The 23874-nt window shown below is 63.9% G+C and carries 17 protein-coding genes and 1 tRNA gene; 10 read left to right on the top strand and 8 right to left on the bottom strand.

What is annotated here, in order from left to right; translation table 11 throughout:
- Window positions 1-3 precede the first annotated feature (3 nt).
- From C8D77_RS17415 to C8D77_RS17395, 5 genes are all read right to left on the bottom strand, one after another.
- Entirely contained in the window at window positions 4-1677 is a 1674-nt protein-coding gene (locus tag C8D77_RS17415) for an AMP-binding protein (protein WP_146211792.1), read from the bottom strand.
- The gene (locus C8D77_RS17410) at window positions 1658-7939 is read right to left on the bottom strand and encodes a non-ribosomal peptide synthetase (RefSeq protein WP_109665803.1); all 6282 of its coding nucleotides are present in this window, start codon (window positions 7937-7939) and stop codon (window positions 1658-1660) included. The genes C8D77_RS17415 and C8D77_RS17410 overlap by 20 nt, the downstream gene beginning before the upstream one ends.
- Window positions 7940-8037: 98 nt before the next feature.
- Window positions 8038-8745, bottom strand: a complete 708-nt coding sequence (locus C8D77_RS17405) for a 4'-phosphopantetheinyl transferase family protein (RefSeq protein WP_170136759.1) — start codon at window positions 8743-8745, stop codon at window positions 8038-8040.
- A 219-nt stretch (window positions 8746-8964) separates the two neighbouring features.
- Window positions 8965-9040, bottom strand: a tRNA-Ala gene (locus C8D77_RS17400).
- A 172-nt stretch (window positions 9041-9212) separates the two neighbouring features.
- Window positions 9213-9602, bottom strand: a complete 390-nt coding sequence (locus C8D77_RS17395) for a TIGR02300 family protein (protein WP_109665797.1) — start codon at window positions 9600-9602, stop codon at window positions 9213-9215.
- A 206-nt stretch (window positions 9603-9808) separates the two neighbouring features.
- Between C8D77_RS17395 and aroA the strand changes: the two genes are divergently transcribed.
- The 3 genes from aroA (at window position 9809) to rpsA (ending at window position 13821) form a co-directional block, all read left to right on the top strand.
- The gene (gene aroA / locus C8D77_RS17390) at window positions 9809-11167 is read left to right on the top strand and encodes a 3-phosphoshikimate 1-carboxyvinyltransferase (protein ID WP_109665793.1); all 1359 of its coding nucleotides are present in this window, start codon (window positions 9809-9811) and stop codon (window positions 11165-11167) included.
- Window positions 11168-11264: 97 nt separating this feature from the next.
- Window positions 11265-11915, top strand: a complete 651-nt coding sequence (gene cmk, locus C8D77_RS17385; RefSeq protein ID WP_109666705.1) for a (d)CMP kinase — start codon at window positions 11265-11267, stop codon at window positions 11913-11915.
- A 208-nt stretch (window positions 11916-12123) separates the two neighbouring features.
- Window positions 12124-13821, top strand: coding sequence for a 30S ribosomal protein S1 (gene rpsA, locus C8D77_RS17380; RefSeq protein WP_023811516.1), 1698 nt, complete (start codon window positions 12124-12126; stop codon window positions 13819-13821).
- A gap of 99 nt (window positions 13822-13920) precedes the next feature.
- Here the strand turns inward: rpsA and C8D77_RS17375 are convergent, their stop codons facing one another.
- The 3 genes from C8D77_RS17375 to C8D77_RS17365 form a co-directional block, all read right to left on the bottom strand.
- Window positions 13921-14628: an SDR family NAD(P)-dependent oxidoreductase gene (locus tag C8D77_RS17375; RefSeq protein ID WP_109665788.1), complete on the bottom strand. Its 708-nt coding sequence runs from the start codon at window positions 14626-14628 to the stop codon at window positions 13921-13923.
- 188 nt (window positions 14629-14816) lie between these two features.
- Entirely contained in the window at window positions 14817-16406 is a 1590-nt protein-coding gene (locus C8D77_RS17370) for a 5-guanidino-2-oxopentanoate decarboxylase (protein WP_109665784.1), read from the bottom strand.
- Entirely contained in the window at window positions 16403-17251 is an 849-nt protein-coding gene (locus C8D77_RS17365; protein WP_109665779.1) for a dimethylarginine dimethylaminohydrolase family protein, read from the bottom strand. Before C8D77_RS17365 ends, C8D77_RS17370 begins: the two co-directional genes overlap by 4 nt.
- 217 nt (window positions 17252-17468) lie before the next feature.
- Here C8D77_RS17365 and C8D77_RS17360 point away from each other — a divergent pair, with 217 nt between their 5' ends.
- The 7 genes from C8D77_RS17360 (at window position 17469) to C8D77_RS17330 (ending at window position 23857) form a co-directional block, all read left to right on the top strand.
- Entirely contained in the window at window positions 17469-18284 is an 816-nt protein-coding gene (locus C8D77_RS17360; RefSeq protein WP_425453739.1) for an ABC transporter ATP-binding protein, read from the top strand.
- Between the two features lie 54 nt (window positions 18285-18338).
- A complete protein-coding gene (locus C8D77_RS17355; RefSeq protein WP_109665771.1) occupies window positions 18339-19139 on the top strand; it encodes a transporter substrate-binding domain-containing protein in 801 nt (266 codons plus the stop codon).
- A 157-nt stretch (window positions 19140-19296) separates the two neighbouring features.
- Window positions 19297-20010: an ABC transporter permease gene (locus tag C8D77_RS17350; RefSeq protein WP_206438806.1), complete on the top strand. Its 714-nt coding sequence runs from the start codon at window positions 19297-19299 to the stop codon at window positions 20008-20010.
- Window positions 20010-20819: an ABC transporter permease gene (locus tag C8D77_RS17345; RefSeq protein WP_109665767.1), complete on the top strand. Its 810-nt coding sequence runs from the start codon at window positions 20010-20012 to the stop codon at window positions 20817-20819. Before C8D77_RS17350 ends, C8D77_RS17345 begins: the two co-directional genes overlap by 1 nt.
- Window positions 20820-20971: 152 nt before the next feature.
- On the top strand, window positions 20972-21973 hold the full coding sequence (locus C8D77_RS17340; RefSeq protein ID WP_170136774.1) for an Ldh family oxidoreductase: 1002 nt from the start codon (window positions 20972-20974) through the stop codon (window positions 21971-21973).
- A gap of 335 nt (window positions 21974-22308) precedes the next feature.
- Window positions 22309-22761: a DoxX family protein gene (locus tag C8D77_RS17335; protein WP_109665759.1), complete on the top strand. Its 453-nt coding sequence runs from the start codon at window positions 22309-22311 to the stop codon at window positions 22759-22761.
- A 118-nt stretch (window positions 22762-22879) separates the two neighbouring features.
- Window positions 22880-23857 (top strand): complex I NDUFA9 subunit family protein, encoded by a 978-nt coding sequence (locus tag C8D77_RS17330; RefSeq protein ID WP_109665755.1) that lies wholly within the window; start codon window positions 22880-22882, stop codon window positions 23855-23857.
- The last annotated feature ends 17 nt before the right edge of the window (window positions 23858-23874 follow it).

The raw sequence follows: 23874 nt of genomic DNA, 5'->3' as shown, positions 1-23874 counted from the left end.
CCTTCACCGGTTACCGGTCCGGGTAAAAAGCCGCTTCCACGTCCTGACCCGTTTTGCGGTGGCCACCGTCATTGTCGCGTCGGGCGATTGCGCGGCCTGACTGTTTTCGACGGAGCCGTCACGTGCCTGCAGGACTTGCTGGAGACGTGGCCTGTCGATCTTGCCGGTTGGCGTCAGCGGCAACGACTCGATCGCATGGATTCGGCCTGGAATTTTCCACGGCGGCAGTATCGGCCTCAAGCCGGCCCTCAGAGCGTCAGCCCGGAACAAGGCTCCCTGCTTCATCACGACGAAGGCGGCAATCGAGTGCGCATTCTGGCGGAGTTCGGTGATGACGGCGGCTTCATCCACCGTTGGAAGCTGCAGGAGAGCCTGCTCGATTTCCCGCGTTTCGACGCGATAGCCGCGAACCTTGACCTGGTCGTCGCGGCGCCCGAGGAATTCAAGACTGCCATCGCTCGACAAACGGCCGATGTCGCCGGTGTGAAACAGGCGCTGGTCGGGGAAACCGGGAGCGTCGCGAAAATATTTCGCCGTTTCGGAAGGCTGGCGCCAATAGCCGTCGGCCAGAAAGGCACTGCGCACGACGAGTTCGCCGACAGCGCCCGGTTCGACCGGTTGCCCGTCCTCGTCGACGACCAGAAGAAACTTGTCGGCGACGGGTCGAGGCGCTGGCACCGTGCCTGGCGCAGGTGTCTCGCCCGGAGCCACCGATGCCACGGCGATGTGGCCGGCCTCGGTGGAAGAGAAACGATGGCGCAAGTCGCAGGACAGGGCGAAGTGGCGGCGCCATAGCTCGATGTCGGAAGCAATGACCGTCTGGCCTGCCAGCGCCACCAGCCGGACCGAGGGATGCAGGCCCTGGCCGTCGATCATCTCCAGATATTTGCGAAACAGCATGACGGGCGGGTGCAGCAGCGTGATGCGACGCTCGTCGATCCACGCGCCGAGATCGCCGAGACCGCGCGATGCGGCATCGTAGAGTTCCAGCGTGGCTCCATTTAGCAGCGCGCCGAAGACATCCGCCTCCGACGAGGCGAAACTGCAATAGGTCAGAAGAGACTGCCGGTCTGTGGGGGCCAACCCGTCATACCCTGCACAAAGCCACGCCCTGTGCAGCACGGTGCGATGGCTTTTGACCACACCTTTCGGCCGCCCGGTGCTTCCCGACGTGTAGAAGATCGCCGCCGGGTCACGCGGGTCGACCGAAACATGCAGCGCATCGGCGGAATACCGCACGTCGATATCTTCCAGCAGCAGAACCCGGCTGTCATCGCCGACAAGATCACGCGCCGCAGCCGCGTGAGCCGCGTCGGTCAGCAGCAGGTCCGGGACGGCATCGCCGACGATGTCACGTTGCGCTTTGAGCGGCATAGCCGGATGGACGCACAGGAACGCCTTCGCCGCCTTGAGCACGGCCAGTGCGCATATCACCATCTCGGGCGAATGGTCGACAAGATAGGCGACGCATCCGTGGCCGGGCTGCGTGCGTTCGAGGATCGCCCGGGCCAGTTGATTGGTCCGCCGGTCGACCTCGTCATAGGTCCATGGCCGGTCGCCGCCACCGATCGCCACGTGCGAGCCGAAGCTGTGCACCACTTTGCCGAAACGCGCCGGGATGCTCCCGTCCAGCTCGCTTCGATCGAATGTCGGCAGCTCAGCCATGGCTTTCGGCAAGCTGGTTTTCCCCGACGATCTCCAGTCCGGGATCGAACCCGGCCTTGCGGGCGTAGGCGAGGAGTACCTTGTAAGTCGATGACCTCAGCCGCACACCTAGGCTCAGGCTCTCTTGCCTGGTGCGCAATTCCATTTCGCCCGGGATGAGGATTTCAGTGGCGTTTTCGGCGTGTTCACCATTCCTGGTCTGCTCGATGAGACGATCGACGCGTTCGGTGAAGTCGGCCAAGGGCATGAACCGCTCGGGATCGAGCGCCATGAAGAAATGGCCGTAATCCGGCGTGTGAGAGCCTTCGCGCAACCTGTCCTGATGGTGGTCGCTGCCAAAACCGGCGCCTGTGAGCACGCCGGCAAGCACTTCCATCACCATGGCCAGGCCATAGCCCTTGTGTCCGCCGATCGGTACGCCGAGCCCGGATGCGAGATCGCTAAGGTCTGTCGAAGGCCGCCCGAGCCGGTCCAGAATCCAGCCAGCCGGCAACGGACTGCCTTCGGCGACCGACAGGCCGATCTTGCCGCGCGGCGCTACGCTCATGGCAACGTCGAGAAGGATGGGAAAATGCCGCCCCGCCGGAATGCCGACGCCGAGCGGATTGTTGCCGAATGTCGGCGTGACGCCGCCGGTCGGCGCCAGGATCAGCGGTCCGTTGGTCGTGCACAGGCCGATCAGCCCTTTCCGTGCCGCCTGCCAGACATAGTGGCCGGCGGCGCCGAAATGGTTGGAGCGGCGGACACCGACAATGCCAACGCCGTGCCTGCCCGCCTTTTCGATGGCGAGGTCCATCGCCACCGTGCTGACCCACTGGCCGGGGCCGTTGTCGCCATCGATGCGCGCGATGGTGGCGCTGTCATGTTCGATGCGGATTTGCGGGTGCGAATTGATCTTGCCCGAGGCAATCCGCGTGGCGTAGCGGGGAATGCTGACAATGTCGTGCGTCGGCTGTCCGCGCAGGCTTGCCTCGAGCTGCACTTCGGTGACGATCGCCGCCCCCTGCGCGCTCAGTCCGGCCCGCGTCAGCGCTTCGCGGCCATAGGCACGGAGGCTTTCGATCGTCACCAGAACTTTCGCCGCGTCCGCACCCACCGGTGTAACCGCAACAGTTTGCCCAAGGCCCGCCCGGGAGGCAGCGTGCGCCAGATCGGCGATCGTCTGGTGCTGGTAGAGCTGACGCAGATCGATGGCCAAGCCGGATTTGCCGGCTTCGACGACGATGTTGATGCTGAGGAGGGAGTTGCCGCCGAGATCGAAGAAATTGTCGTGCAGGCCCACCTCCTCCAGCCTCAGAACCTTCTTCCAGACCGCCACCAGGATCGTCTCGGCCTCCGCTCGCGCCACGCCATGCAACCCGGCCTGGCTTAGGGGAGGTATGCCGGCAATTGGCCGCGTCGCCGCTCGCGGCTGGCTGGCGAGCAGAGCCCGCCGGTCGATCTTGCCGTTTGGCGTGCGCGGCAAGCGATCCAGGATGACGATGCGTTGAGGCAGCATGTATCGCGGCAGCTGCCGCCGCAGAAAATCGCGCAGTTGCCGAGAGAGAGCCGACGCTTGCGCGTCATGCGGGGCATTGACCGCAACAAAGGCGACCAGGCGTTTGCGATCGCCGATATCGTCATCCTCGATGGCATCCTCGACAACACCGACGAGACATTCGCGTACCTCCGGATGCGTGTGGATCGCAGCCTCGATCTCACCCGGTTCGATACGGAAGCCGTGCATCTTGATCTGTTCGTCGGCACGACCGACAATTTCGATCGTCCCGTCAGGCAGGCAGCGCGCCAGATCGCCGGTTCGCTGCAACCGCTCGCCCGCGCTGAACGGGTTCGGCACGAGGTTGCCGGCCTCGGAGCCATTGATGTAGCCACTGCCGACACCCGCGCCGCCGATATACAGCTCGCCGCTGATGCCGACCGGAACCGGACGGCGGAATGGGTCCAGCACATAGGCCTGCGTATTGGCGATCGGCCGGCCGATCGGGATCATTGCCGCCGAGCCGGCCTCGACCGGAATGGGGTAGACCGTCACGATTCCCGTCGTCTCGGTCTGGCCAAACATGTTGATGAATTCTGTCGCCGGCTTGCAGAGGCGCCGCCATTTTTCGACCAGGGCGCCCGGCAGAGGCTCGCTGGCCGACAGCATCAGCCGCACCCGATTGTCGAGCAGTCTTTGGCGCACGGATGGATCGAGCGACATCAGCATATGCAGGCAGCCGGCCGAAAAGGACGGGACGAGATCCACCACCGACACGCGCTGGCGGCGCACCATCTCGAACAGCACATGCGGGTCGCTGATTTCCTCGACCGAAGCGATCGAAACCGTCGCACCGCACGACAAGGGAACGGCAAACTGCCGCATAGACGAGGAAAACGAAAACGAGGCGGTGTGCAAATAGATGTCGTCTGGTCCAAGTCCGATCGCGCGGACCATCGCCTCCGCGTAATGGCCGACATTCGCCTGCGTGATCATCGCGCCCTTGGGGCGGCCGGTGGAGCCCGACGTATAGATGACGTAGGCGAGCGCATCGGGTACAGCGATGACACCCGAATTGCCGGGATCCTGCTCCGCAACGGACGACCGGCAGGCGTCGATGCAAATGGCCGGCCTGGCGGCGGGTTGGCCCGATGCCTCCGGCTGAAACGCGGCGCCGAATTTCGGCAACAGCGACGTCTCGGTGATGAGCAGTGCCGCACCCGCATCGGCCAGCATGAAGGCAATGCGATCGGGCGGGTAGTCGGGATCGAGCGGCAGAAACGCGCCGCCCGCCTTCCACACGCCAAGCAGCACCGCCAGCACCTCGGCCGACCTTGGCAGGCAGACCGCCGTCAATGTCTCGCGGTCGACGCCGCAACTGCTGAAATAGCGCGCGAAGCGGTTGGCCCGCTCATTCAGCTCGCGATAGGTGAACCGCTGATCTTGGTCCAGCACGGCGACAGCATCGGGCGTTCGCTCGACCTGCGCCTCAAACAGCTGGATATAGTCCTGCCCCAACAGTTCTCGGGCTTGCGTGCGGTTCCAGTCGGTCTCGATCTGGCGACGATCGACCTCGGGCAACAGCGGCAATTGCGAAAGCGTTTGCGCGGGATCGCTTGCTATGCCTTCGAGCAAGGTCTGGAACTGCCGGGCCAGCCGATCGATGGCGGCTGGCTCATGGAGATCGGCGTTGAATTGCCAGGCCGCGACCATCCCGTCCGGGGTTTCCGACAGGTACAAAGCGAGGTCGAATTTCGCCATCGCCTTGTCGACGCTCAGCTTCCGTGCCGCAAGATCCTGCGCGAAATCGAAAGACGGTCCCGCCACATGATCCGGGACGTTCTGGAATGCGAACATGACCTGGAACAGGGGCATGTGGCCGGGATCGCGCGCGATCTTCAGTTGGTCAACGACGCGTTCGACGGGGACATCCTGATGCGCGTAGGCGTCGAGCGCCATCGAGCGGATGCGGCCGAGCAATTCGACGAAGGACGGGTCACCGCCCAGCGTCGTGCGCAAAACCAGCGTGTTGGCGAAGAAGCCGATGAGCGGCTCCAGTTCCTTCCTCGGGCGATTGGCGATCGGCACGCCGACGACGCAATCATCCTGACCGTTGTGGCGGAAGAGCAATGTCTTGAAGGCCGCCAGAAAGACCATGAACGCGGTCGCATCCTGGCTTCGGCCGAGGATTTTCAGGCGATCCGTCGTTTGACGATCGATCTCGACCTGAACCGTGCCACCGCGATGGGACTGGACCGCCGGGCGAGGCCGGTCCGTGGGCAGCGTGCAGGTCGGCGGCAGAGCCTTGAGTTGCCGGACCCAGTATGCGGTCTGGCGTTCGATTTCCACGGTCTCGATGCCGCGCTGCTGCCAGGTGGCGAAGTCGCCGAACTGCAGCGGCAGTTCCGCGAGCGGCAACGCCCTGTTGTCATGAAAGGCCTGGTAAAGCTGCTTCAGCTCGGCATGCAGCACACCGATCGACCAGCCATCGCAGATGATGTGGTGCATCGTCAGCAGCAAGGCATGGTCCTGCTCTGCCAGCCGAACCAGACTGGCGCGAAACAACGGACCTTGCGCCAGGTCGAACGGTGCAGCACTTTCCTCCGTCGCAGTGCGCATGGCCTCGGTGGTTCGCGCGTCCGCCGCGTGGCCGGTCAGGTCGATTATTTCCAGCCTGGTTTCCCGAAATCCGGAAACGACCTGGACCGGGTCGCCGTCGCGCAGGTGAAAGGTCGTGCGCAAGATGTCGTGGCGGCGGCGAATCTCATCGAGCGCCAACGCCAAGGCACGCTTATCGAGCGCGCCTCTCAGCCACAGCGAGGCCGACATGGTGTAAGCGCTGCCGGCGCCCATCCGGTCGAGAAAAAAGACGCGCTGCTGGGCTGAGGAAAGCGGTGCGGGCTCACCCTCCTGTCGGCGAGGAATGCGTGTGGTTTCCCGCTCGGACGTCGGCCCCCGCTCCAGCCGCGCCAGGCCATCCGCGACGAGGTTGGCCATCTCTTCGCCGATGCGCTGGGAAAGCCGCGCCACGGTCGGGCAGTCAAACATGCAATCGACCGGCAATGTGACCTCGAATATGGCATGCAGCCGGACGAGAACCTGCATCGCGGTCAGCGAATGACCGCCAAGGTCGAAGAAGTCGTCATCGATGCCGGGCGGCTCGGTTCCCAGAACCTCGGCAAAGACCGCCGCTACCCGGCGCTCGATCGCGGTTCGCGCAACCACCTTGCCGGTCTGCGGCGAAACAGGTTGACCGTCCTGTTCTTGCAGGTTCAGCGCCAGAGCCAGATGCCTGCGATTGATCTTTCCGCTGGCATTGATCGGAATCTCATCGACCAGCACGATCCGCTGGGGCACTTTGGAGCGCGCCAGCCGCTCGGCGACAAAGCCGCGGATCTGCTGCGCCGACGGCGCTTTCCCCGGCTTGGGGACGACCGCTGCGGCAACGGTCTCGCCAAGCACTGGATGGGGGATGCCGAAGACGACCGCTTTTTCGATGTCGGGATGGTCGAGCAGGACTTGCTCCACCAGCGCCGGCGCAATCTTTTCACCGCCGCGATTGATGGTGTCCGTCAGGCGGCCGGAAACGAACAGATAGCCGTCAGCGTCGAGATGTCCTCTGTCTCCTGTCCGCAGCCAGCCATCGACGAAAGCGGCCTCATTGGCAGCAGGGTCGCCATCGTAGCCAGGCATGACATTGGCGCCACGAATGACAATTTCGCCGCTCTGGCCCGGCATCAGGAGACGCCCGGCTTGATCCATGATGGCGATCTGCGGACCTGCGGACCTGCCGACGGAGCCGCGCTTGCGTTCGAACGGCGGCAGGCCGTTGCTGGCAATTTGCGGCGCCGCCTCGGTCATCCCGTAGGCCTCGACGAACGGCACGCCGAACACGCCTTCGATATCCGCGATCCATTGGGGTGGCATTGGCGCAGACGCCGAACGAATGAAGCGCAGCCCGGCCCGGCGCGGGTCTCCCGAGTAAAGACGTATCTGGTCGAGGATTGTGCGATGAATGGTCGGCGAGGCCGAATACCAGGTCGGTCTGAATTCTTCGAGGCCGCTGAAAAAGCAGTCGGCGGAAAAGCCCGCCAGGCTGACGTAGCAACTGCCTGAAACCAGCGACGCCAAAAGGCTACTGATGCCGTGGATATGGAACAGCGGCATCACGCCCAGGCAGCGGTCGGTGTGCCGCAGATCCAGTGCCACGCAGATGTCCTGCGCCGAAACGCAGAGGTTTCGATGGGTGAGCGGAACCAGCTTGGGCTGCGCCGACGTGCCCGATGTGAACAGCAGCAGCGCGGTATCGTCCGGCGTTGCCGCATTCTGTTGTGAGGCCTTGCGCTGATCATCCCGAAGTGTCTCGCCGACACCGGTCAGCGAAAAGCGCCCTGCCGCCGCACCCGGCTCGGCAAGCAATTGCACGACCCGGATATTGAGCGAGGCCGCCACGGCAAGCAGCGGCGATTGCCAGCCATGCGGCACGATCAGCGCCGTGGCGCGCAGCGCGGCCAGCTGCGATTCAAGTTCGCGCATCGGCCATGCGGGGTTCAAGGGAGCGCATGCCGCGTTGGCTGCGACGGCCACGATCGCTACCGCGGCTTCCGCACCCTCGGGCAACAGCAACGCGACACGGTCGGATAGGCCGATGCCCTCCAGCGCCAGTATTTCGCCGACATAGTGGATCTGGGCAGCCAACCCTGCAAAGGTAAGCGCAGGCTGTGCCGCGGCCAGAAGGGCCACCGTCTGCGAATTGTATCCGGCATGCCGGTTCACATGGTCACGTATTGTGCCCATCAGATCCCGATCCGGGATCGACGTCGATCAGAAATACCCACCGTTCAACCCAAATAGCCTGTGCCCGGTTCCCTGAGTGCTTGCTGGCGGCGCGGCTGTCAACGCGCGGAGAGCTCAAAACATGAAAACAGGGTTCCGCCGCTGCTGCCGAAGCGACCCTCAAAACAGCGGCTGTCGATCGCCGCCAGGTGCTTTGATGGGACGATCCAGGCCTTGGCGGCGTGTTTCTCTACATCCAGTTCGATGCGAACGTCGTGAAACGCCAGAAAACGGCCGGTAAGCGGGAAATACATTTTGTAGAACGCTTCCTTGATCACGAACAGAAGCTTTGGCAGGTCGCAGCCCAGACCCCTTTCGATCTCTTCCCGCCCCTCCAGTTCGGCGGCGTCGGACACCAATCGCGCCAGTTCGCACGAAAGGGGAGAATCCTCCTCGATATCGATGCCGACGCCGAGGAATTCGGTGGATGATCCGACGGCGACGACGCACAGGCTTCGGGTATGAGAAATGGAACCGACAATAGCTGTCGGCCAGACTGGCGCACGATTGTCCCCGATCGGGATGACGCTGCCGCCTGCGCCAAGGCCCTGCAACGCCTGCCGGGCGTAGAAGCGTCCTGCGCGAAATTCACGGCGTCGCGCCGGCACGACATTGCCGAGCGAAAGTTCTTCCTCGAGCAGCAGGTCGCGATCGGCTGGTGTGAGATCGCCGCCCTCGACGACGAGGCCATGGCCAACCAACTGCCGGACAGCCGCCACCAACTGGACTGACGAACTATCGTCGCGGAATTCCGGCTCAACAGGCAATACCATTCCTTTGCCGGGTGCAATTGCTGCCCATTCGATGCTGTCGCGAGTTGTATCAGAGCGTCGCCGATCCGGCCAAGGCCTGGGTATCTGGGGCTGAAATCCGACGGCACGAGACAAGCGCAGTCCCTGTCAGGCGTTGTAACGCGACGCTGGCAAGCCTTTGAAGAGGCGCGGTTATTTCAGCAAGGAGATAGCCAGTTTTGCAGAAAGACTGTTTGGTGGAGCCAATCGGGATCGAACCGACGACCTCTTGAATGCCATTCAAGCGCTCTCCCAACTGAGCTATGGCCCCACTTCCGGCAGTCAACCGGCACCGTTTCCGGCGAAGAGATCCGGCGCGGGTTGGAGACCGCGCCGTTAGTGCAGGCGGCTTCTAACCCCGCCCTTCGTCAATATCAAGCCTTCGAGAGCCGCTTTTTCTTCACAGGCCACGAAAGCCCGCAAACGCCCGCTTTCAAGGCCGATCAGACCTCGTCGTCGTCGTCGCCAACGCCGATCATGTCGGCGACGTCGTCGTCTTCTTCCTCTTCGTCGGCAAGGAAAGTGTCATCCTCGTCGTCGCCGAGGTCGACATCGTCCTCGTCATCGCCGAGATCGGGAAGATCATCGGCCTTGACGTCCTCGTCCGCCTCTTCGAGCGAGACGACCTCAACGCCCTCTTCCTCCTCGGCGTCCACTTCCTTCTCGGCCACTTCCTCTTCCTCCTCGAGAGCGGCAATCTTGCCTTCCTCGAAATAGGAACGCGGATAGGTCTTGCCGGTGTAGGGCGAGACGATCGGGTCCTTGTTCAGGTCGTAGAATTTTCGGCCCGTCTCCGGGTCGATGCGTTTTGTGCCAAGTTCGGTTTTTGCCACGGCAAGCCTCGTCAATAAAAGAGTGGTCCCCTTAACCACAGTTTGCAGCGCTGTCAAAGCGAAAAGCCGGCGTCACAAAACCATGCATTGAAAGGCCTCGCGTCAAGTGACGACCATGGGGATGACCATTTCGGCCCGCCGTGATACGAGACCGCCGCAACAAATGAAAAGCGCCGGCCTGCCGGCATTCCGTCCAGGGAAATTCCATGTCTCACGCCGCCGCCCCCAAGCCGGCCACCGCCCGCCGATCCCCAGCCCTTTCGGGCACCGCTCGCGTGCCGGGCGACAAGTCGATCTCGCACCGTTCCTTCATGTTCGGCGGCCTCGCCTCCGGCGAGACCCGCATCACCGGCCTGCTCGAAGGCGAGGATGTGATGCGCACGGGTGCGGCCATGAAGGCAATGGGCGCGCATATAGAGAAGCGCGGCGCCGAGTGGGTAATCCGCGGCACCGGCAATGGCGCGCTGCTGCAACCGGAAGGCCCGCTCGATTTCGGCAATGCCGGTACCGGCTCGCGGCTGACCATGGGCCTCGTCGGCACCTATGACATGGAAACGACGTTCATCGGCGACGCCTCGCTGTCGGGCCGGCCGATGGGCCGCGTGCTCGAACCCTTGCGCCAGATGGGCGTGCAGGTGCTGAAGGCGACGCCGGGCGACCGCATGCCGATCACGCTGCATGGACCAAAGCATGCCGCCCCGATCACCTATCGTGTGCCGATGGCCTCGGCACAGGTGAAATCGGCGGTGCTGCTCGCCGGGCTGAACACGCCGGGCATCACCACCGTCATCGAACCTGTCATGACGCGCGACCACACCGAAAAGATGCTGAAGGGCTTCGGCGCCAACCTGTCGGTCGAGACCGACGAGCGCGGCGTGCGCCACATCTTCATCGAGGGACAGGGCAAGCTGACCGGCCAGACGATCGCGGTGCCGGGCGACCCCTCCTCGGCCGGCTTCCCGCTGGTGGCGGCACTGATCGTGCCGGGTTCTGACATTGTCATCGAGAACGTGCTGATGAACCCGACCCGCACCGGCCTGCTTTTGACGCTGCAGGAAATGGGCGGCAAGATCGACATCCTCAACGCGCGCAATGCCGGCGGCGAGGATGTCGCCGACCTGCGCGTGCGTTACTCCGAGCTGAAGGGCGTCACCGTGCCGCCCGAACGGGCGCCGTCGATGATCGACGAGTACCCGGTGCTCGCCGTCGCTGCCAGCTTCGCCGAGGGCGAAACGCTGATGCAGGGGCTGGAAGAACTGCGCGTGAAAGAGTCCGACCGGCTATCGGCCGTCGCCAACGGGCTGAAGCTCAACGGCGTCGACTGCACCGAGGGCGAGGCGTCGCTTGCCGTGCGCGGCAAACCGCGCGGCAAGGGACTTGGCGGTCATCCCAACGGCCAGGACACGACCGTGCAGACCCATCTCGACCACCGCATCGCCATGAGCTTTCTGGTGATGGGGCTGGCGACGGAAAAGCCTGTTACCATCGACGATCAGGCGATGATCGCAACGAGCTTTCCGGAATTCATGGGCCTGATGACGGGGCTGGGCGCTGAGATCGGGTGACAGTCGTGGCAATCGCAGCCCTGGGAAAGTGGCGCCTATCATCTCTCGCTTCGTCATCCTGGAGCGAAGCGACGGCGCGGGGGCCGGTGGCCTGCACATGACACACGTCTTCACCATCGCCATCGACGGCCCGGCAGGCGCCGGCAAGGGCACCCTCGCCCGCCGGCTTGCCGACCACTACCGGCTGAACCTGCTCGACACCGGCCTCACGTATCGTGCCGTGGCCTATGCGCTGATCCAGCACGCGCTGCCGCTCGACAATGTCTCGGCCGCCGAAACCGCTGCCCGCCAGGTCAATCTGGCGAATCTCGACCGGGCGGTGCTGTCAGCCCATGCGGTCGGCGAGGCAGCCTCGAAGGTCGCCGTGTATCCGACCGTGCGGCGTATCCTCGTCGAAAAGCAGCGCGACTTCGCCAAGACGCCGCCGGGCGCGGTGCTCGACGGGCGCGATATCGGCACCGTGGTGTGCCCCGAGGCCGACATCAAACTCTATGTGACGGCGAGCGCCGAGGTGCGGGCACGGCGGCGGCTGGCGGAGATCGAGAGCATCGGCGGTACCGCTGATTTCACCGAGATTCTCGCCGATATCGTGCGCCGCGACGAGCGCGACATGGGCCGTGCGGACTCACCTTTGAAGCCGGCGGCCGACGCGCACTTGCTTGATACCAGCGAAATGGCTATAGAAGCCGCGTTTCTTGCAGCCATGGCGATCATAGACGACGTGCTGGCCAAGAGAGACAAGGCCTGATCCGGGTTTTTCCCTCGTGTTTCCGTTGTCGGAGGCGAAGAAAATACCCATATCGGGCACGAACCAGCCTGCCAGCATTCTTCATGCGCCGGAATTGCCGCTTAAAGAGCGGCCCAGGGCTTTTGTAGCCCGGAACGCCGGCAGGCCAACGCAACGCTAACCCACGGCGCCCGTCCCGCTTGAGATGCGGGGCACTCCAGGAGAAACAATGTCAGCTGCAAATCCCACTCGCGATGATTTCGCGAGCCTGCTCGAAGAATCTTTTACCGCCGGTCACTCCGGCGAAGGCCAAGTCGTCAAGGGCATCATCACCGCCATTGAAAAGGACATGGCCATCATCGACGTCGGCCTCAAGGTCGAAGGCCGCGTGCCGCTGAAGGAATTCGGCGTCAAGGGCAAGGACACCACCCTCAAGGTTGGTGACACCGTCGAAGTCTATGTCGAGCGCATCGAGAACGCACTTGGCGAAGCGATGCTCAGCCGTGAGAAGGCCCGCCGTGAAGAGAGCTGGGTCCGTCTCGAAGAGAAGTTCACCAAGGGTGAGCGCGTCGAAGGCGTCATCTTCAACCAGGTCAAGGGCGGCTTCACCGTCGACCTCGACGGCGCCGTGGCCTTCCTGCCGCGCAGCCAGGTCGATATCCGCCCGATCCGCGATGTCTCCCCGCTGATGCACAACCCGCAGCCCTTCGAGATCCTCAAGATGGATCGCCGCCGCGGCAACATCGTGGTGTCGCGCCGTACCGTGCTCGAGGAGAGCCGCGCCGAACAGCGTTCGGAAATCGTGCAGAACCTCGAAGAAGGCCAGGTTGTCGAAGGCGTCGTCAAGAACATCACCGATTACGGTGCGTTCGTCGACCTCGGCGGCATCGACGGCCTGCTGCATGTCACCGACATGGCATGGCGCCGCGTCAACCATCCGACCGAGATCCTCAACATCGGTCAGACGGTCAAGGTGCAGATCATCCGCATCAACCAGGAAACCCACCGCATCTCGCTCGGCATGAAGCAGCTCGAGAGCGATCCGTGGTCCGAGATCGGCACCAAGTTCCCGATCGGCAAGAAGATCAAGGGTACCGTCACCAACATCACCGACTACGGCGCGTTCGTCGAGCTGGAGCCGGGCATCGAGGGTCTCATCCACGTTTCGGAAATGTCGTGGACGAAGAAGAACGTGCATCCCGGCAAGATCCTGTCGACGACCCAGGAAGTCGACGTGGTGGTGCTCGAGGTCGATCCGGCCAAGCGCCGCATCTCGCTCGGCCTCAAGCAGACGCTCGAGAATCCGTGGCAGGCTTTCGCCTCGAGCCATCCGGTCGGCAGCCAGGTCGAGGGCGAGGTCAAGAACAAGACCGAGTTCGGCCTGTTCATCGGCCTCGAAGGCGACGTGGACGGCATGGTGCACCTTTCCGACCTCGACTGGACCCGTCCGGGCGAGCAGGTCATCGAAGAGTACAATCGCGGCGACATGGTCAAGGCGCAGGTGCTCGACGTCGACATCGACAAGGAGCGCATCTCGCTCGGCATCAAGCAGTTGGCCAAGGATACGGTCGGCGAAGCGGCGACCTCGGGCGAACTGCGCAAGAACGCGGTCGTCACCTGCGAAGTCATCGGCGTCAAGGATGGCGGTCTGGAAGTGCGGCTGGTCGACAGCGGCATCGAGACCTTCATCAAGCGCTCGGATCTGAGCCGTGACCGCGACGAGCAGCGCCCCGAGCGCTTCACCGTCGGCCAGAAGGTTGACGCTCGCGTCATCGCCTTCGACAAGAAGACCCGCAAGCTGCAGGTCTCGATCAAGGCGCTGGAAATCGCCGAGGAGAAGGAAGCGGTCGCTCAGTACGGCTCGACCGACTCCGGCGCTTCGCTGGGCGACATCCTGGGCGCCGCGCTGAAGAAGCAGGGCAGCTAAGCCCTTCGCACCGCGAAGCCCTTCGCATAGGCTCGAAAACAAAACCCCGCCGGAGCGATCCGGCGGGGTTTTTCTTTGACCGACGTAAAAGTTGGAAGGTTACGCCCTGCCGTAAAGCGGCACCAGCGTGCCGCTCATCGCCTGGTTGGCCGGCGAGGCAAGGTAGGCGATGGCCTCGGCGGCAGCTTCGAGGCTGACCCATCTGGTGGCATCGGCATCCGGCATATCGGCGCGGTTTGTCGGGGTGTCGAGCGTCGACGGCGCCACAGCATTGACCAGGATGCCCTTGTGCTTCAGCTCCTCGGCCATCGCCACCGTCATCGCCGCCACCGCGGCCTTGCTGGCGGCATAGGCGACCATGCCGGCGCCGCGCCGCGGATCGAGCCCGGCGCGCGCCGTAACGTTGACGATGCGGCCCGCGATGTCCGACGACAGCATCGAGCGGATCGCGGCGCGGCAGCACAGGAAGGCGGTGCGCGCATTGGTGTCCATCATCTCGGCAAAGGAGGCCGACTCGATCTTTTCCACCGGTGCGGCGGTGAAGCCGCCGGCCAGGTGGATCGAGCCCCAGAGGCCTGGAACCTGACTGTAGAACGCCTCGACCTTGGCGGGGTCCGAGAGATCGACATTGTGCACCAGCTGGACACGATCATGCGTAGTGAAGGGGAAATGCGTAGGGGCGGCGGCATGGGCATTGGGCACATGGCAGATTGCGCCGTCACTCAGCAGTTTGCCGACAACCGCACCGCCGAGCGCACCGGTTCCGCCGGTCACGACGATATGCTTGCCTTCAAGTGTTTCCGTCATCTTGGACGCTCCTGTCATTTTTTTATCGTTAGGTCGTTTCTATGCCACGCCGACGCGAAGCGTCGCGCCTTTCGCGCCATCACTCAATTGAAATCTCGACATGGCAGTTGTCGCGTCTTTGCATGCGTCCGCCCACCGGTCGGCCATAGGTCATGCCAGCCGGGACGGGAAGCACGCGCCACCGATGTTCAGTCAACCGCGATTTCGATGACGCGCGGCAGTCCGGTGGCCCGCGCGCGTTTCAGCGCGCCCGCCAGAGCGTCGATATCGGCAAGCCGTTCGGCGCCGATACCATAGGCCTCGGCCAGCTTGCAGAAATCCGGCGGCGCCGGCGACACGCCGACGGGCTCGACGCCGACATCGAGCATCGAGGTTTCGATCTCGCGGTAGCCACGATTGTTCCAGACGACGAAGATGACAGCTGCTGCTGCGTCGAGCGCGGCACCCAGTTCCGGCAGCGTGAACTGGAAGCCGCCGTCGCCGGTCAGGCAGACGACCGGCGCATCGGGCACCGCAAGGGCAGCGCCGATCGCCGCCGGCGGGCCATAGCCGAGCGCGCCGAAGCCGGTGGCGGCATTGAACCAGCCGCCCGGCCGGTCATGGTCATAATAGAGGTTGGCGGCATAGATCGGCTGCGTCGAATCGCCGACAATGAGCGCGCCCGGCAAGGCGTCGCGGATCGCCTCGACCGCGCTCACCTGCGCCTGCAGGGTCGGATTGAGCTCCGCAAAGGCTGCTTTTCGTGTAGCAGCGGCGCGCGACGAACCGCCCTCGCTTGTCGGGACATGGCCAGTTTCCAGAAGCAGCGCTTCGAGCGCCTCGGCGCAATCGGCCTGGATCGAAACCGTCGCCGGGCGGCGGGCAAGCTGATCGGCGCCGATATCGATGCGGATCAGATTGGCGGGCAGGACGAAGCCGCCATCGCTGTAGCCGTCATAGTCGGTCGGGCCGAATTCGGTGCCGGCGGCAATCACCAGGTCGGCGTCGGCCATCAGCGCCCGCACTGCCTTCAGGCTGGGACTGGCCGGCACGCAAAGCGGATGGCCATGCAGCAGGCCGCGCGCATTGGCGGTCTGGACGACCGGCGCTCCCAGACGTTCCGCCAGACGCCGCAATGGCGCCTCGGCGCGTTTGGCGCCGCCGCCGACCAGGATCAGCGGGCGGCGCGCAGCAGTGATGAGTTTGGCAGCGCTGGCAATTGCAGCACCTTCCGGCGCGGGTGGCGTCACATTGCTCAGCATGGCAGCGATGCCATCCGCCGGCTTGACCATGACGTCGGTCGGGATCTCGATATGCACCGGACCGGGCCGAGCCGATGAAAACAAGGCGAAGGCCTGCGCCAGAGCACCGGGCAATTCGCTGGCCTCGGTAACGCGCTGCGAAAACAACGCCACTTTCTCCATCATGCCGCGCTGGTCGGGCAGTTCGTGCAGAAAACCCAACCCCTTGCCCAGCGTCGGCATAGCGTTGACGCCTGATATCACCAGCATCGGCACCGAATCGGCGCGTGCCTGTCCCATGGCGGTGATGGTGTTGGTCAGCCCCGGTCCGGTGATGACGAAGGCGACACCCGGCCTGCCGCTGGCACGCGCATAGCCGTCGGCCATGAAGCCGGCGCCCTGTTCGTGGCGCGGCGTGACATGGCGGATCTTGGAGCGCGCCAGCCCGCGGTAGAGTTCGACCGTGTGCACACCGGGAATGCCGAAGACCGTGTCGACGCCATGGGCTTCGAGCAGCGAAATGAGCGCCTCGCCGACGGTGGTCCCAATGGTGGTCATTGGCGCAGCACCGGGCGCGTCAGGCAGGTCGGGCCGCCTTCGCAGGCGACGCAGAGCGCATCCGCCTCGAAGGTGGAAACCACGCAGCCAGCCGCCTGCATGGCGGCCGCTGTCCTGGGAAACCCGGCAACGGCGATGACCTGGCGCGGCGCGGTCGGCAGCACGTTGAGGCTGAGCCCATTGGAGGCGAAGAACTCGTCGGCATCGCCCTCGACCAGCTTGATGCCCCTCGCCCGCAGCAACTGATAGAAGGCGGCCGGCAGCAAGGGCGCGTAGACCAGCGCGAGATCGTCGGCGAGCGGACTGATCACCGACATCAGATGCAGGCAGGCTTCCTCGCCGTGCCAGAGCGGCAGATCGAAACCGAAAACCGAAATGCCCTTGGGCGAAAGCAGGTTCGAAAGCTGCTGGATGCCGTCCTGGTTGGTACGCACGCCGCGGCCGACGGCCAGCGTGTTTGGATCGACCCAGACGCAGTCCCCGCCTTCCACCTGGCCAGGGCTTTCGAGGCGGCCAAGGATGGGGATGCCCATGCGTTTGTAAGCTGCTTCGTGCAGACCAGGCTCGGCACGGCGCAGCGCCTTACCCATCGAGAGAATAATCGCGCCATGATCGGTCATCAGCGACGGATCATGGGTGAAGACGGAATCGGCCAGCCCGTCATCGGCATCCGTCAGCCATTCGATCTCGGCGCCGGAAGCCGCGACCATGCCGGTCAACTGCTCATGCTGGGCTGCGGCCTTTTGCGAATCAAAACCCGGGCCGTAGTGCCATTCCTGCGCTTTGGCATGACGCATGGCGCTGGCGGCGGACCGCATCAGCACACGTTTCAGGGGTCCGGCCATGGACTGCGACCCGTATGATTTGCCCACTAAATTCTCCCGAAACGTCCGTTGCCGCCACTAACCACTACAGCAAGCTGTGATCAATAGTCCAAAAACCATGGTTGACGGAGGCAAGCGGAACGGTCCATCCTGAGAATGGGAACTCTGTCCAGTGACGGGTAATGGGTAAAAGATACCAGCAGCGACGGGCTCGACCGCTCCGCGGAGCGTCGAAGGGATGATGGTGCAAAGCGCCGCACCCGTATTGAAACACACGGCGCAGGACGGCGCCGCCGAAGCCATCCATGTCGAGAACCTGCACAAGAAGTTCGGCGAGCTGCATGTGCTGAAGGGCGTCTCGCTGTCGGCGCGCGACGGCGAGGTGATCGCCATCATTGGCGGCTCAGGCTCGGGCAAATCGACGCTGCTGCGCTGCATCAACTGCCTGGAAAACCCGACCAGCGGCATCATTCGCGTCAATGGCGAGGAGATCAAGCTGAAGGCCGACAGCCACGGCCACACCATTCCGGCCGACCGCAAGCAGATCGAGCGCATCCGTTCCAAGCTCGGCATGGTGTTCCAGAACTTCAATTTGTGGAGCCACATGACGCTGATCGAAAACGTCATCGAGGTTCCCGTGCATGTGCTTGGCATCAAGCGCGATGTAGCGATCAGCGAGGCCGAAAAGCTGCTCGCCCGCGTCGGCCTGGCCGAAAAGCGCGACGTCTATCCGGCCTATCTGTCGGGCGGCCAGCAGCAGCGCGCCGCGATCGCCCGGGCACTGGCCATCAATCCGCGCGTCATGCTGTTCGACGAGCCGACCTCGGCGCTCGATCCCGAACTGGTCGGCGAGGTGTTGAAGGTGATCGGCGACCTGGCGCGCGAAGGCCGCACCATGGTGCTGGTGACGCACGAGATGAAGTTCGCCCGCGAGGTCGCGACGCATGTCGTCTATCTCTACAATGGATTGGTCGAGGAAGAAGGCCCGCCCGAGCAGATCTTCGGCGCGCCCAAATCCGAAAGGCTGAAGCAGTTCATCCGCAACATCGGCTAGGACAGGCCGGGACGGAAGAAAACCGGGAACCAACAACAAACTGGGAGTCGTGACATGAAGACTTTTCTGAAGACATTCGCCGCAGCGCTGCTGCTCGGCGTCGCCGCCATGGGCGTGGCCAAGGCCGATCCGGTCAAGATCGGCGTCGCCGCCGAGCCCTATCCGCCCTTCACCTCGCCGGACGCTTCCGGCAAATGGGTCGGCTGGGAGATCGAGTTCATCGACGCGGTGTGCGCCGAAGAGAAGCTCGACTGCGTCATCACGCCGGTTGCCTGGGACGGCATCATCCCGGCGCTGACGACCAAGAAGATCGACCTCATCGTCTCCTCGATGTCGATCACCGCCGAACGCGAGAAGACGATCGACTTCTCGGACAAGTACTATAACACCCCGACGGCGATCATTGGCCCGAAGGACCAGAAATTCGGCTCCGCTCCGGACGATCTCAAGGGCAAGGTGGTCGGCGTGCAGGTTTCGACGGTGCATGCCGTCTACGCCAAGAAGCACTTTGGCAGCACAGCTTCCGAGATCAAGGAATACCAGACCCAGGACGAAGCCAACAACGATCTTGCCGCCGGCCGCCTCGATGCGGTTCAGGCCGATTCCATCGCGCTTGGCGAGTTCTTGAAGTCCGACCAGGGCAAGGCCTGCTGCGACCTGAAAGGGATGGTCGCTCCGGACGACGAAGTGCTCGGACCGGGCGTCGGCGCCGGTGTGCGCAAGGAGGACACCGAGCTGAAGGGCAAAATCAACGCCGGCATCAAGGCGATCCGCGCCAACGGCAAATATGACGAGATCTCGAAGAAGTACTTCGATTTCGATATTTACGGCGGCGGCGGCGCGCAGTCGAACTGACGACCCTCGCATGAGCTGAGGGGCATGGCGTCAGCGCCATGCCCCTCCTGCCGATCTTTCCCAGGCATGTTTGCCGCCGACGCAGCCGTCGGCGGTTAGAGCCAGCACCTCGGGGGCGACGCTGATCGACGCACTTCTTTCGGCCTCGGCGGCCGGCATCATCGAACTTCTCTCGCCCAATCCGCCGGGCTGGGGCGGGACCCTTTTGGTTGGACTGCTCCACTCGATCGAGATCGCGCTGGGCGCCACCTGCCTCGGTCTTTTGATCGGCACAGGCGGCGCCTATGGCAAGCTCTATGGCGGCCCGGTGGTGCGCGACCTGCTGGCGGTCTACACCACCATCGTGCGCGCCGTGCCCGAACTGGTGCTGATCCTGCTGCTCTATTATGCCGGGACCGACCTGATCAATCAGGCGCTGACGGCAATGGGGTATCAACGTGTCGACATCAGCGGCCTTGCCGCCGGCATCGCCGTGCTCGGCTTTGTCCAGGGCGCCTATTCGACCGAGGTGATCCGCGGCGCGATCCTGGCCATTCCGCAAGGCCAGATCGAAGCGGCCCGCGCCTATGGCATGTCTCCCGGCCTGCTCTTGCGGCGCATCACCTTGCCGGCAATGCTGCCCTTCGCCATACCGGGTCTCGCCAATCTCTGGCTGATCGCGACCAAGGACACCGCGCTGCTGGCGGTCGTCGGTTTCTACGAGCTGGCGCTGGCAACGCGGCAGGCCGCCGGTGTCACCAAAGCCTATTTCACCTTCTTTTTCGCAGCGGGCGTGCTCTATCTGCTGCTGTCGCTGTTTTCCAATCTCATCATCGGCCGGGTCGAGGCCTGGTCGCGGCGCGGCATGCCTTCGCTCAAGGAGGCGCGCTGATGGCCAACGAGGCGGCCATCATCAACGCCGTCGCGCGCACGTCGCTGTGGCTGCAGCCGCACCGCATCGTGCTGATCCTGATCGCACTCGGCCTGGTTCTGTCGGCGGCCTTTTTCATGCGCTGGGACTGGCTGCCGCAATATTATGAAATGGGCTTGATCGGCATCTGGCGCTCGTTGTGGATCCTGGCCGTCACCTGCGTGCTGGGCTTCCTGCTCGCCGTGCCGCTGGGGCTGGCGCAGGCCACAGGCTCCTTCTGGTTCGCCGCGCCTGCCAAGGTGTTCTGCACGGTGATCCGGGGCACGCCGCTGCTGATCCAGCTGTGGCTGCTCTATTACGGCCTGGGTTCGCTGTTCCCGCAATATCCGTGGATCCGCGAATCCTGGATGTGGCCGTATCTCAGGCAAGCCTGGCCCTATGGCGTGCTGGCGTTGACCCTGTCTTTCGCCGGCTATGAGGGCGAGGTGATGCGCGGCGCCTTTGCCGGCGTGCCCAAGGGGCAACTCGAAGCGGCGCGCGCGTTCGGCATGAGCCGCTGGAAGACGTTCCGGCGCATCTGGCTGCCGCAAGCCATCTACCGGGCGCTGCCGACACTGACCGGCGAGACCGTGCTGCAATTGAAGTCGACGCCGCTGGTGGCGACGATCAGCGTCATCGACATCTTCGCCGTTTCGTCCAAGGTGCGGCAGGATACCTACCTCACCTATGAACCCTTGCTGCTGCTGGCGCTGATCTACATGACGATCACCGGTATTCTGGTCTTCGCCTTCAGCAGGATAGAGGCCAGGATCCCGAACAAGATCGGTTAGTGGCGCACGAGTCGCACGGCAGACGGCGGCGGCGGACGCGCTCGCCGCTTTTCTTGCAGTTGCGGACGATTTTCAACACAAAAGCCCCCTCATGTGCTGCTACTCACAAACCCAACCCCATAACCGCAATGCGCGATCTCAGGACGGCCATGATGCAACTCAGTCTCGACCAGGCAAAAGGACTGTGCCGGATGGCGGCACTTGGCGCCGGCGCCAATGAGGAAGCGGCACAATCGCTCACTGCTTCGATCATCGCCGCCGAGGCCGAAGGGCTTTCCTCCGTCGGACTGTCGCATTTCATCGACTACCTCGAGGCACTGGAAGCCGGACGCATCGACGGCAATGCCGACCCGGTGATCACCCGGCCGGCGCTCGCGGTCTATCTCTCCGATGCACGCGGCGGGCTGGCGCATACCGGCTTCGACCGCACCATCGACGACCTCGCCAAGGCGGCAAAACTGTTCGGCGTCGCCATCTTCTCGCAGAAGAACGCCTATACATGCGGGGCGCTCGGCTATTTCACCGGAAGGCTGGCAGCCCAAGGACTGGTTTCATTCGCAGCCACCAACGGCCCGGCCGTGCTTGCCGGCTCCGGCTCGGTCAAGCCGGTCTACTGCACCAACCCGATGTCGTTTGCCGCACCCGCCGCCGACGGCGCGCCGCTGATCATCGACCAGTCGTCGAGCGCCACCGCTTTCGTCAACATCCGCAAGGCGGCCGAGGACGGCAAGACAATCCCAGAAGGCTGGGCGCTGGACGCCAGCGGCAACCCGACCACCGACCCGGCTGCTGCCATGAAGGGCGCCATGCTTGCCTTCGGCGGCCAGCGCGGCGCCAACATCGCGCTGATGGTCGAGGTGCTGGCGGCGGGCCTGTCGGGCGCCAACTGGTCGCTCGACGCGCCATGGTTCAGCGGCGGGCCGGACAGCCCCGGCACCGGGCTGTTCGTGCTCGCGGTCGAGCCCAAGCTGCTCGATCCCGATTTCGAGCAGCGGATGAAGGACCAGCTCGACCGGCTGCGGCGGCGCTTCGGCGTGCACGTGCCCGGCCGTGCCCGGGCCGAGGCCGCCGAGAAGGCGCAAGCGCGCGGCATCACCGCGTCCAAGGCGGTGGTGCAGCGCATTTCCGAATTCGCTTCCCGCTATTCTTCCTGACGAGAATTTTTCCGCGCCTCGGTGAACCTTCCCGCGCGTCACGACGACCAATAGCTGTCCGGGTCGGGTTTGCCCGGTCGGTGTCTTCTGTCGGATGCGTCCAGGGCTGGGGCGGGCGTACTTGCTTCACGCCACTGATACCGTCTCAGGTCAGGCCGCCTCGTTGGACCCTGATTTCGACATGAACTTCACCCGGAAAACCCCGCTTCGGCGGGGTTTTCTGCGTTTCGTCATCGCACAAATAAACATGATTGCAATAGTTAACTTTTGTTAACTTGACTTGATGGGGGACCATCGGGCGTTTGCAAGGGATCATCACAACAACAGGAGCCACGATGTCCGCAACCACCGACGCTTCCCGCGGCAAGCTGATCATTCCGGTGCTTGGCCGCCTGTATTCGTCGCTGCATGACGCTGGCGAAACCGTCCTTCGCGTCGTCGCCGGTGCGTTTCTCACCATTCATGGTTCGCAGAAGATCAGCAATCCTTTCGGCGCCGCTGAAATGGTCGAGGGCCTCGGCTTTTATCCGGGCGCCTTGTGGTCGTTGGTCCTGGCCTGCACCGAATTCTTCGGCGGCATCTTCATCGCCATCGGGCTCTTGACACGGCCGGCCGCCTTTGCCGGGCTGTTCGTGCTGCTGGTCACGGTCTGGTTCCACTGGGTGACCATGAGCCAGGGTTTTTCGGGCGCGGAAAAGTCGCTGCTGTGGGCGGCAATCCTGCTCTTCTTCGTCATTCGCGGCGGCAACCGCCATTCGGTCGACGCTCGCATCGGCAAGGCGTTCTGACAGGGCGTTCTGACAAGGCCAAAACAAGGGCGGCAGCGACCACGCGTCGCCCTTTGCCTTTGGCGCGAAACGGATTATGAAACGGCTTCAGCCAAGCTTGCGAGCGCCGGAGCCAGCCATGACCGAAATCCTGCAGACCCCAAAGCTCGTCGTCGTCTTTGGCGGATCAGGCTTTGTCGGACGCCATGTGGTGCGCGCGCTGGCCAAGCGCGGCTATCGCATCCGCGTCGCCTGCCGGCGGCCCGATCTCGCCGGGCATCTGCAGCCGCTTGGCAATGTCGGCCAGATCCAGCCGGTGCAGGCCAATGTGCGCATGCGCTGGTCTGTCGACCGTGCTGTGCAGGGCGCAGATCACGTCGTCAATCTCGTCGCCATCCTGCATGAAAGCGGCCGGCAGAAATTCCCCGCCGTCCACGAGTTCGGTGCCCGTGCGGTGGCCGAAGCGGCTCGTGCCGTCGGCGCCGGCCTCACCCATGTCTCGGCGCTGGGCGCGGATGCGAACTCCGAATCGGACTACGCGCGCACCAAGGCGCTTGGCGAAAAGGCCGTGCTGGAGACGATCAAGGACGCCGTCATCTTCCGGCCGTCGATCAATTTCGGGCCCGAGGACGGCTTCTTCAACCGCTTCGCCAACATGGCACGCTATTCGCCGGTGCTGCCGCTGATCGGCGGCGGCCAGACCAAGTTCCAGCCGGTCTATGTCGGCGACGTCGCCGAAGCGGTGGCGCGCTCGGTCGACGGCAAGGTCGATGGCGGCCAGATCTATGAGCTCGGCGGGCCGAAGGTGCTCACTTTCAAGGAGTGCATGGAAGAGATGCTTGAGGTGATCGAGCGCAAGCGCCTGCTGGTGCCGGTGCCGTGGTGGGTGGCCAATATCCAGGCCTCGATCCTCGGCCTCTTGCCCAATCCGCTGCTGACCAAGGACCAGGTGATGCAGCTGCGCGAACACAACATCGTTTCGGACGCGGCCGCCAAGGCTAACCGGACACTCGCCGGGCTCGGCATCCAGCCGCAATCGATCGCGACGATCCTGCCTAGCTACCTCTGGCGCTACCGCGCCGCCGGACAGTTCCAGCAGCGCAAGCCTGCGGCTTAATTCATTACCACAGCTTG

The sequence above is a fragment of the Mesorhizobium loti genome (genome assembly GCF_003148495.1).
In the GTDB taxonomy this organism is placed as follows: domain Bacteria; phylum Pseudomonadota; class Alphaproteobacteria; order Rhizobiales; family Rhizobiaceae; genus Mesorhizobium; species Mesorhizobium loti.
This window is presented reverse-complemented; position numbering and strand designations above follow the sequence as displayed.

Coding starts and splice junctions, on each gene's coding strand:
- C8D77_RS17330 (WP_109665755.1), top strand. CDS start 22,880: ATGACCGAAATCCTGCAGACCCCAAAGCTCGTCGTCGTCTTTGGCGGA.
- C8D77_RS17370 (WP_109665784.1), bottom strand. CDS start 16,406: ATGACCACCATTGGGACCACCGTCGGCGAGGCGCTCATTTCGCTGCTC.
- cmk (WP_109666705.1), top strand. CDS start 11,265: ATGACACACGTCTTCACCATCGCCATCGACGGCCCGGCAGGCGCCGGC.
- C8D77_RS17340 (WP_170136774.1), top strand. CDS start 20,972: ATGCAACTCAGTCTCGACCAGGCAAAAGGACTGTGCCGGATGGCGGCA.
- rpsA (WP_023811516.1), top strand. CDS start 12,124: ATGTCAGCTGCAAATCCCACTCGCGATGATTTCGCGAGCCTGCTCGAA.
- C8D77_RS17360 (WP_425453739.1), top strand. CDS start 17,469: ATGATGGTGCAAAGCGCCGCACCCGTATTGAAACACACGGCGCAGGAC.
- C8D77_RS17355 (WP_109665771.1), top strand. CDS start 18,339: ATGAAGACTTTTCTGAAGACATTCGCCGCAGCGCTGCTGCTCGGCGTC.
- C8D77_RS17335 (WP_109665759.1), top strand. CDS start 22,309: ATGTCCGCAACCACCGACGCTTCCCGCGGCAAGCTGATCATTCCGGTG.
- C8D77_RS17345 (WP_109665767.1), top strand. CDS start 20,010: ATGGCCAACGAGGCGGCCATCATCAACGCCGTCGCGCGCACGTCGCTG.
- aroA (WP_109665793.1), top strand. CDS start 9,809: ATGTCTCACGCCGCCGCCCCCAAGCCGGCCACCGCCCGCCGATCCCCA.
- C8D77_RS17410 (WP_109665803.1), bottom strand. CDS start 7,939: ATGGGCACAATACGTGACCATGTGAACCGGCATGCCGGATACAATTCG.
- C8D77_RS17365 (WP_109665779.1), bottom strand. CDS start 17,251: ATGGCCGGACCCCTGAAACGTGTGCTGATGCGGTCCGCCGCCAGCGCC.
- C8D77_RS17375 (WP_109665788.1), bottom strand. CDS start 14,628: ATGACGGAAACACTTGAAGGCAAGCATATCGTCGTGACCGGCGGAACC.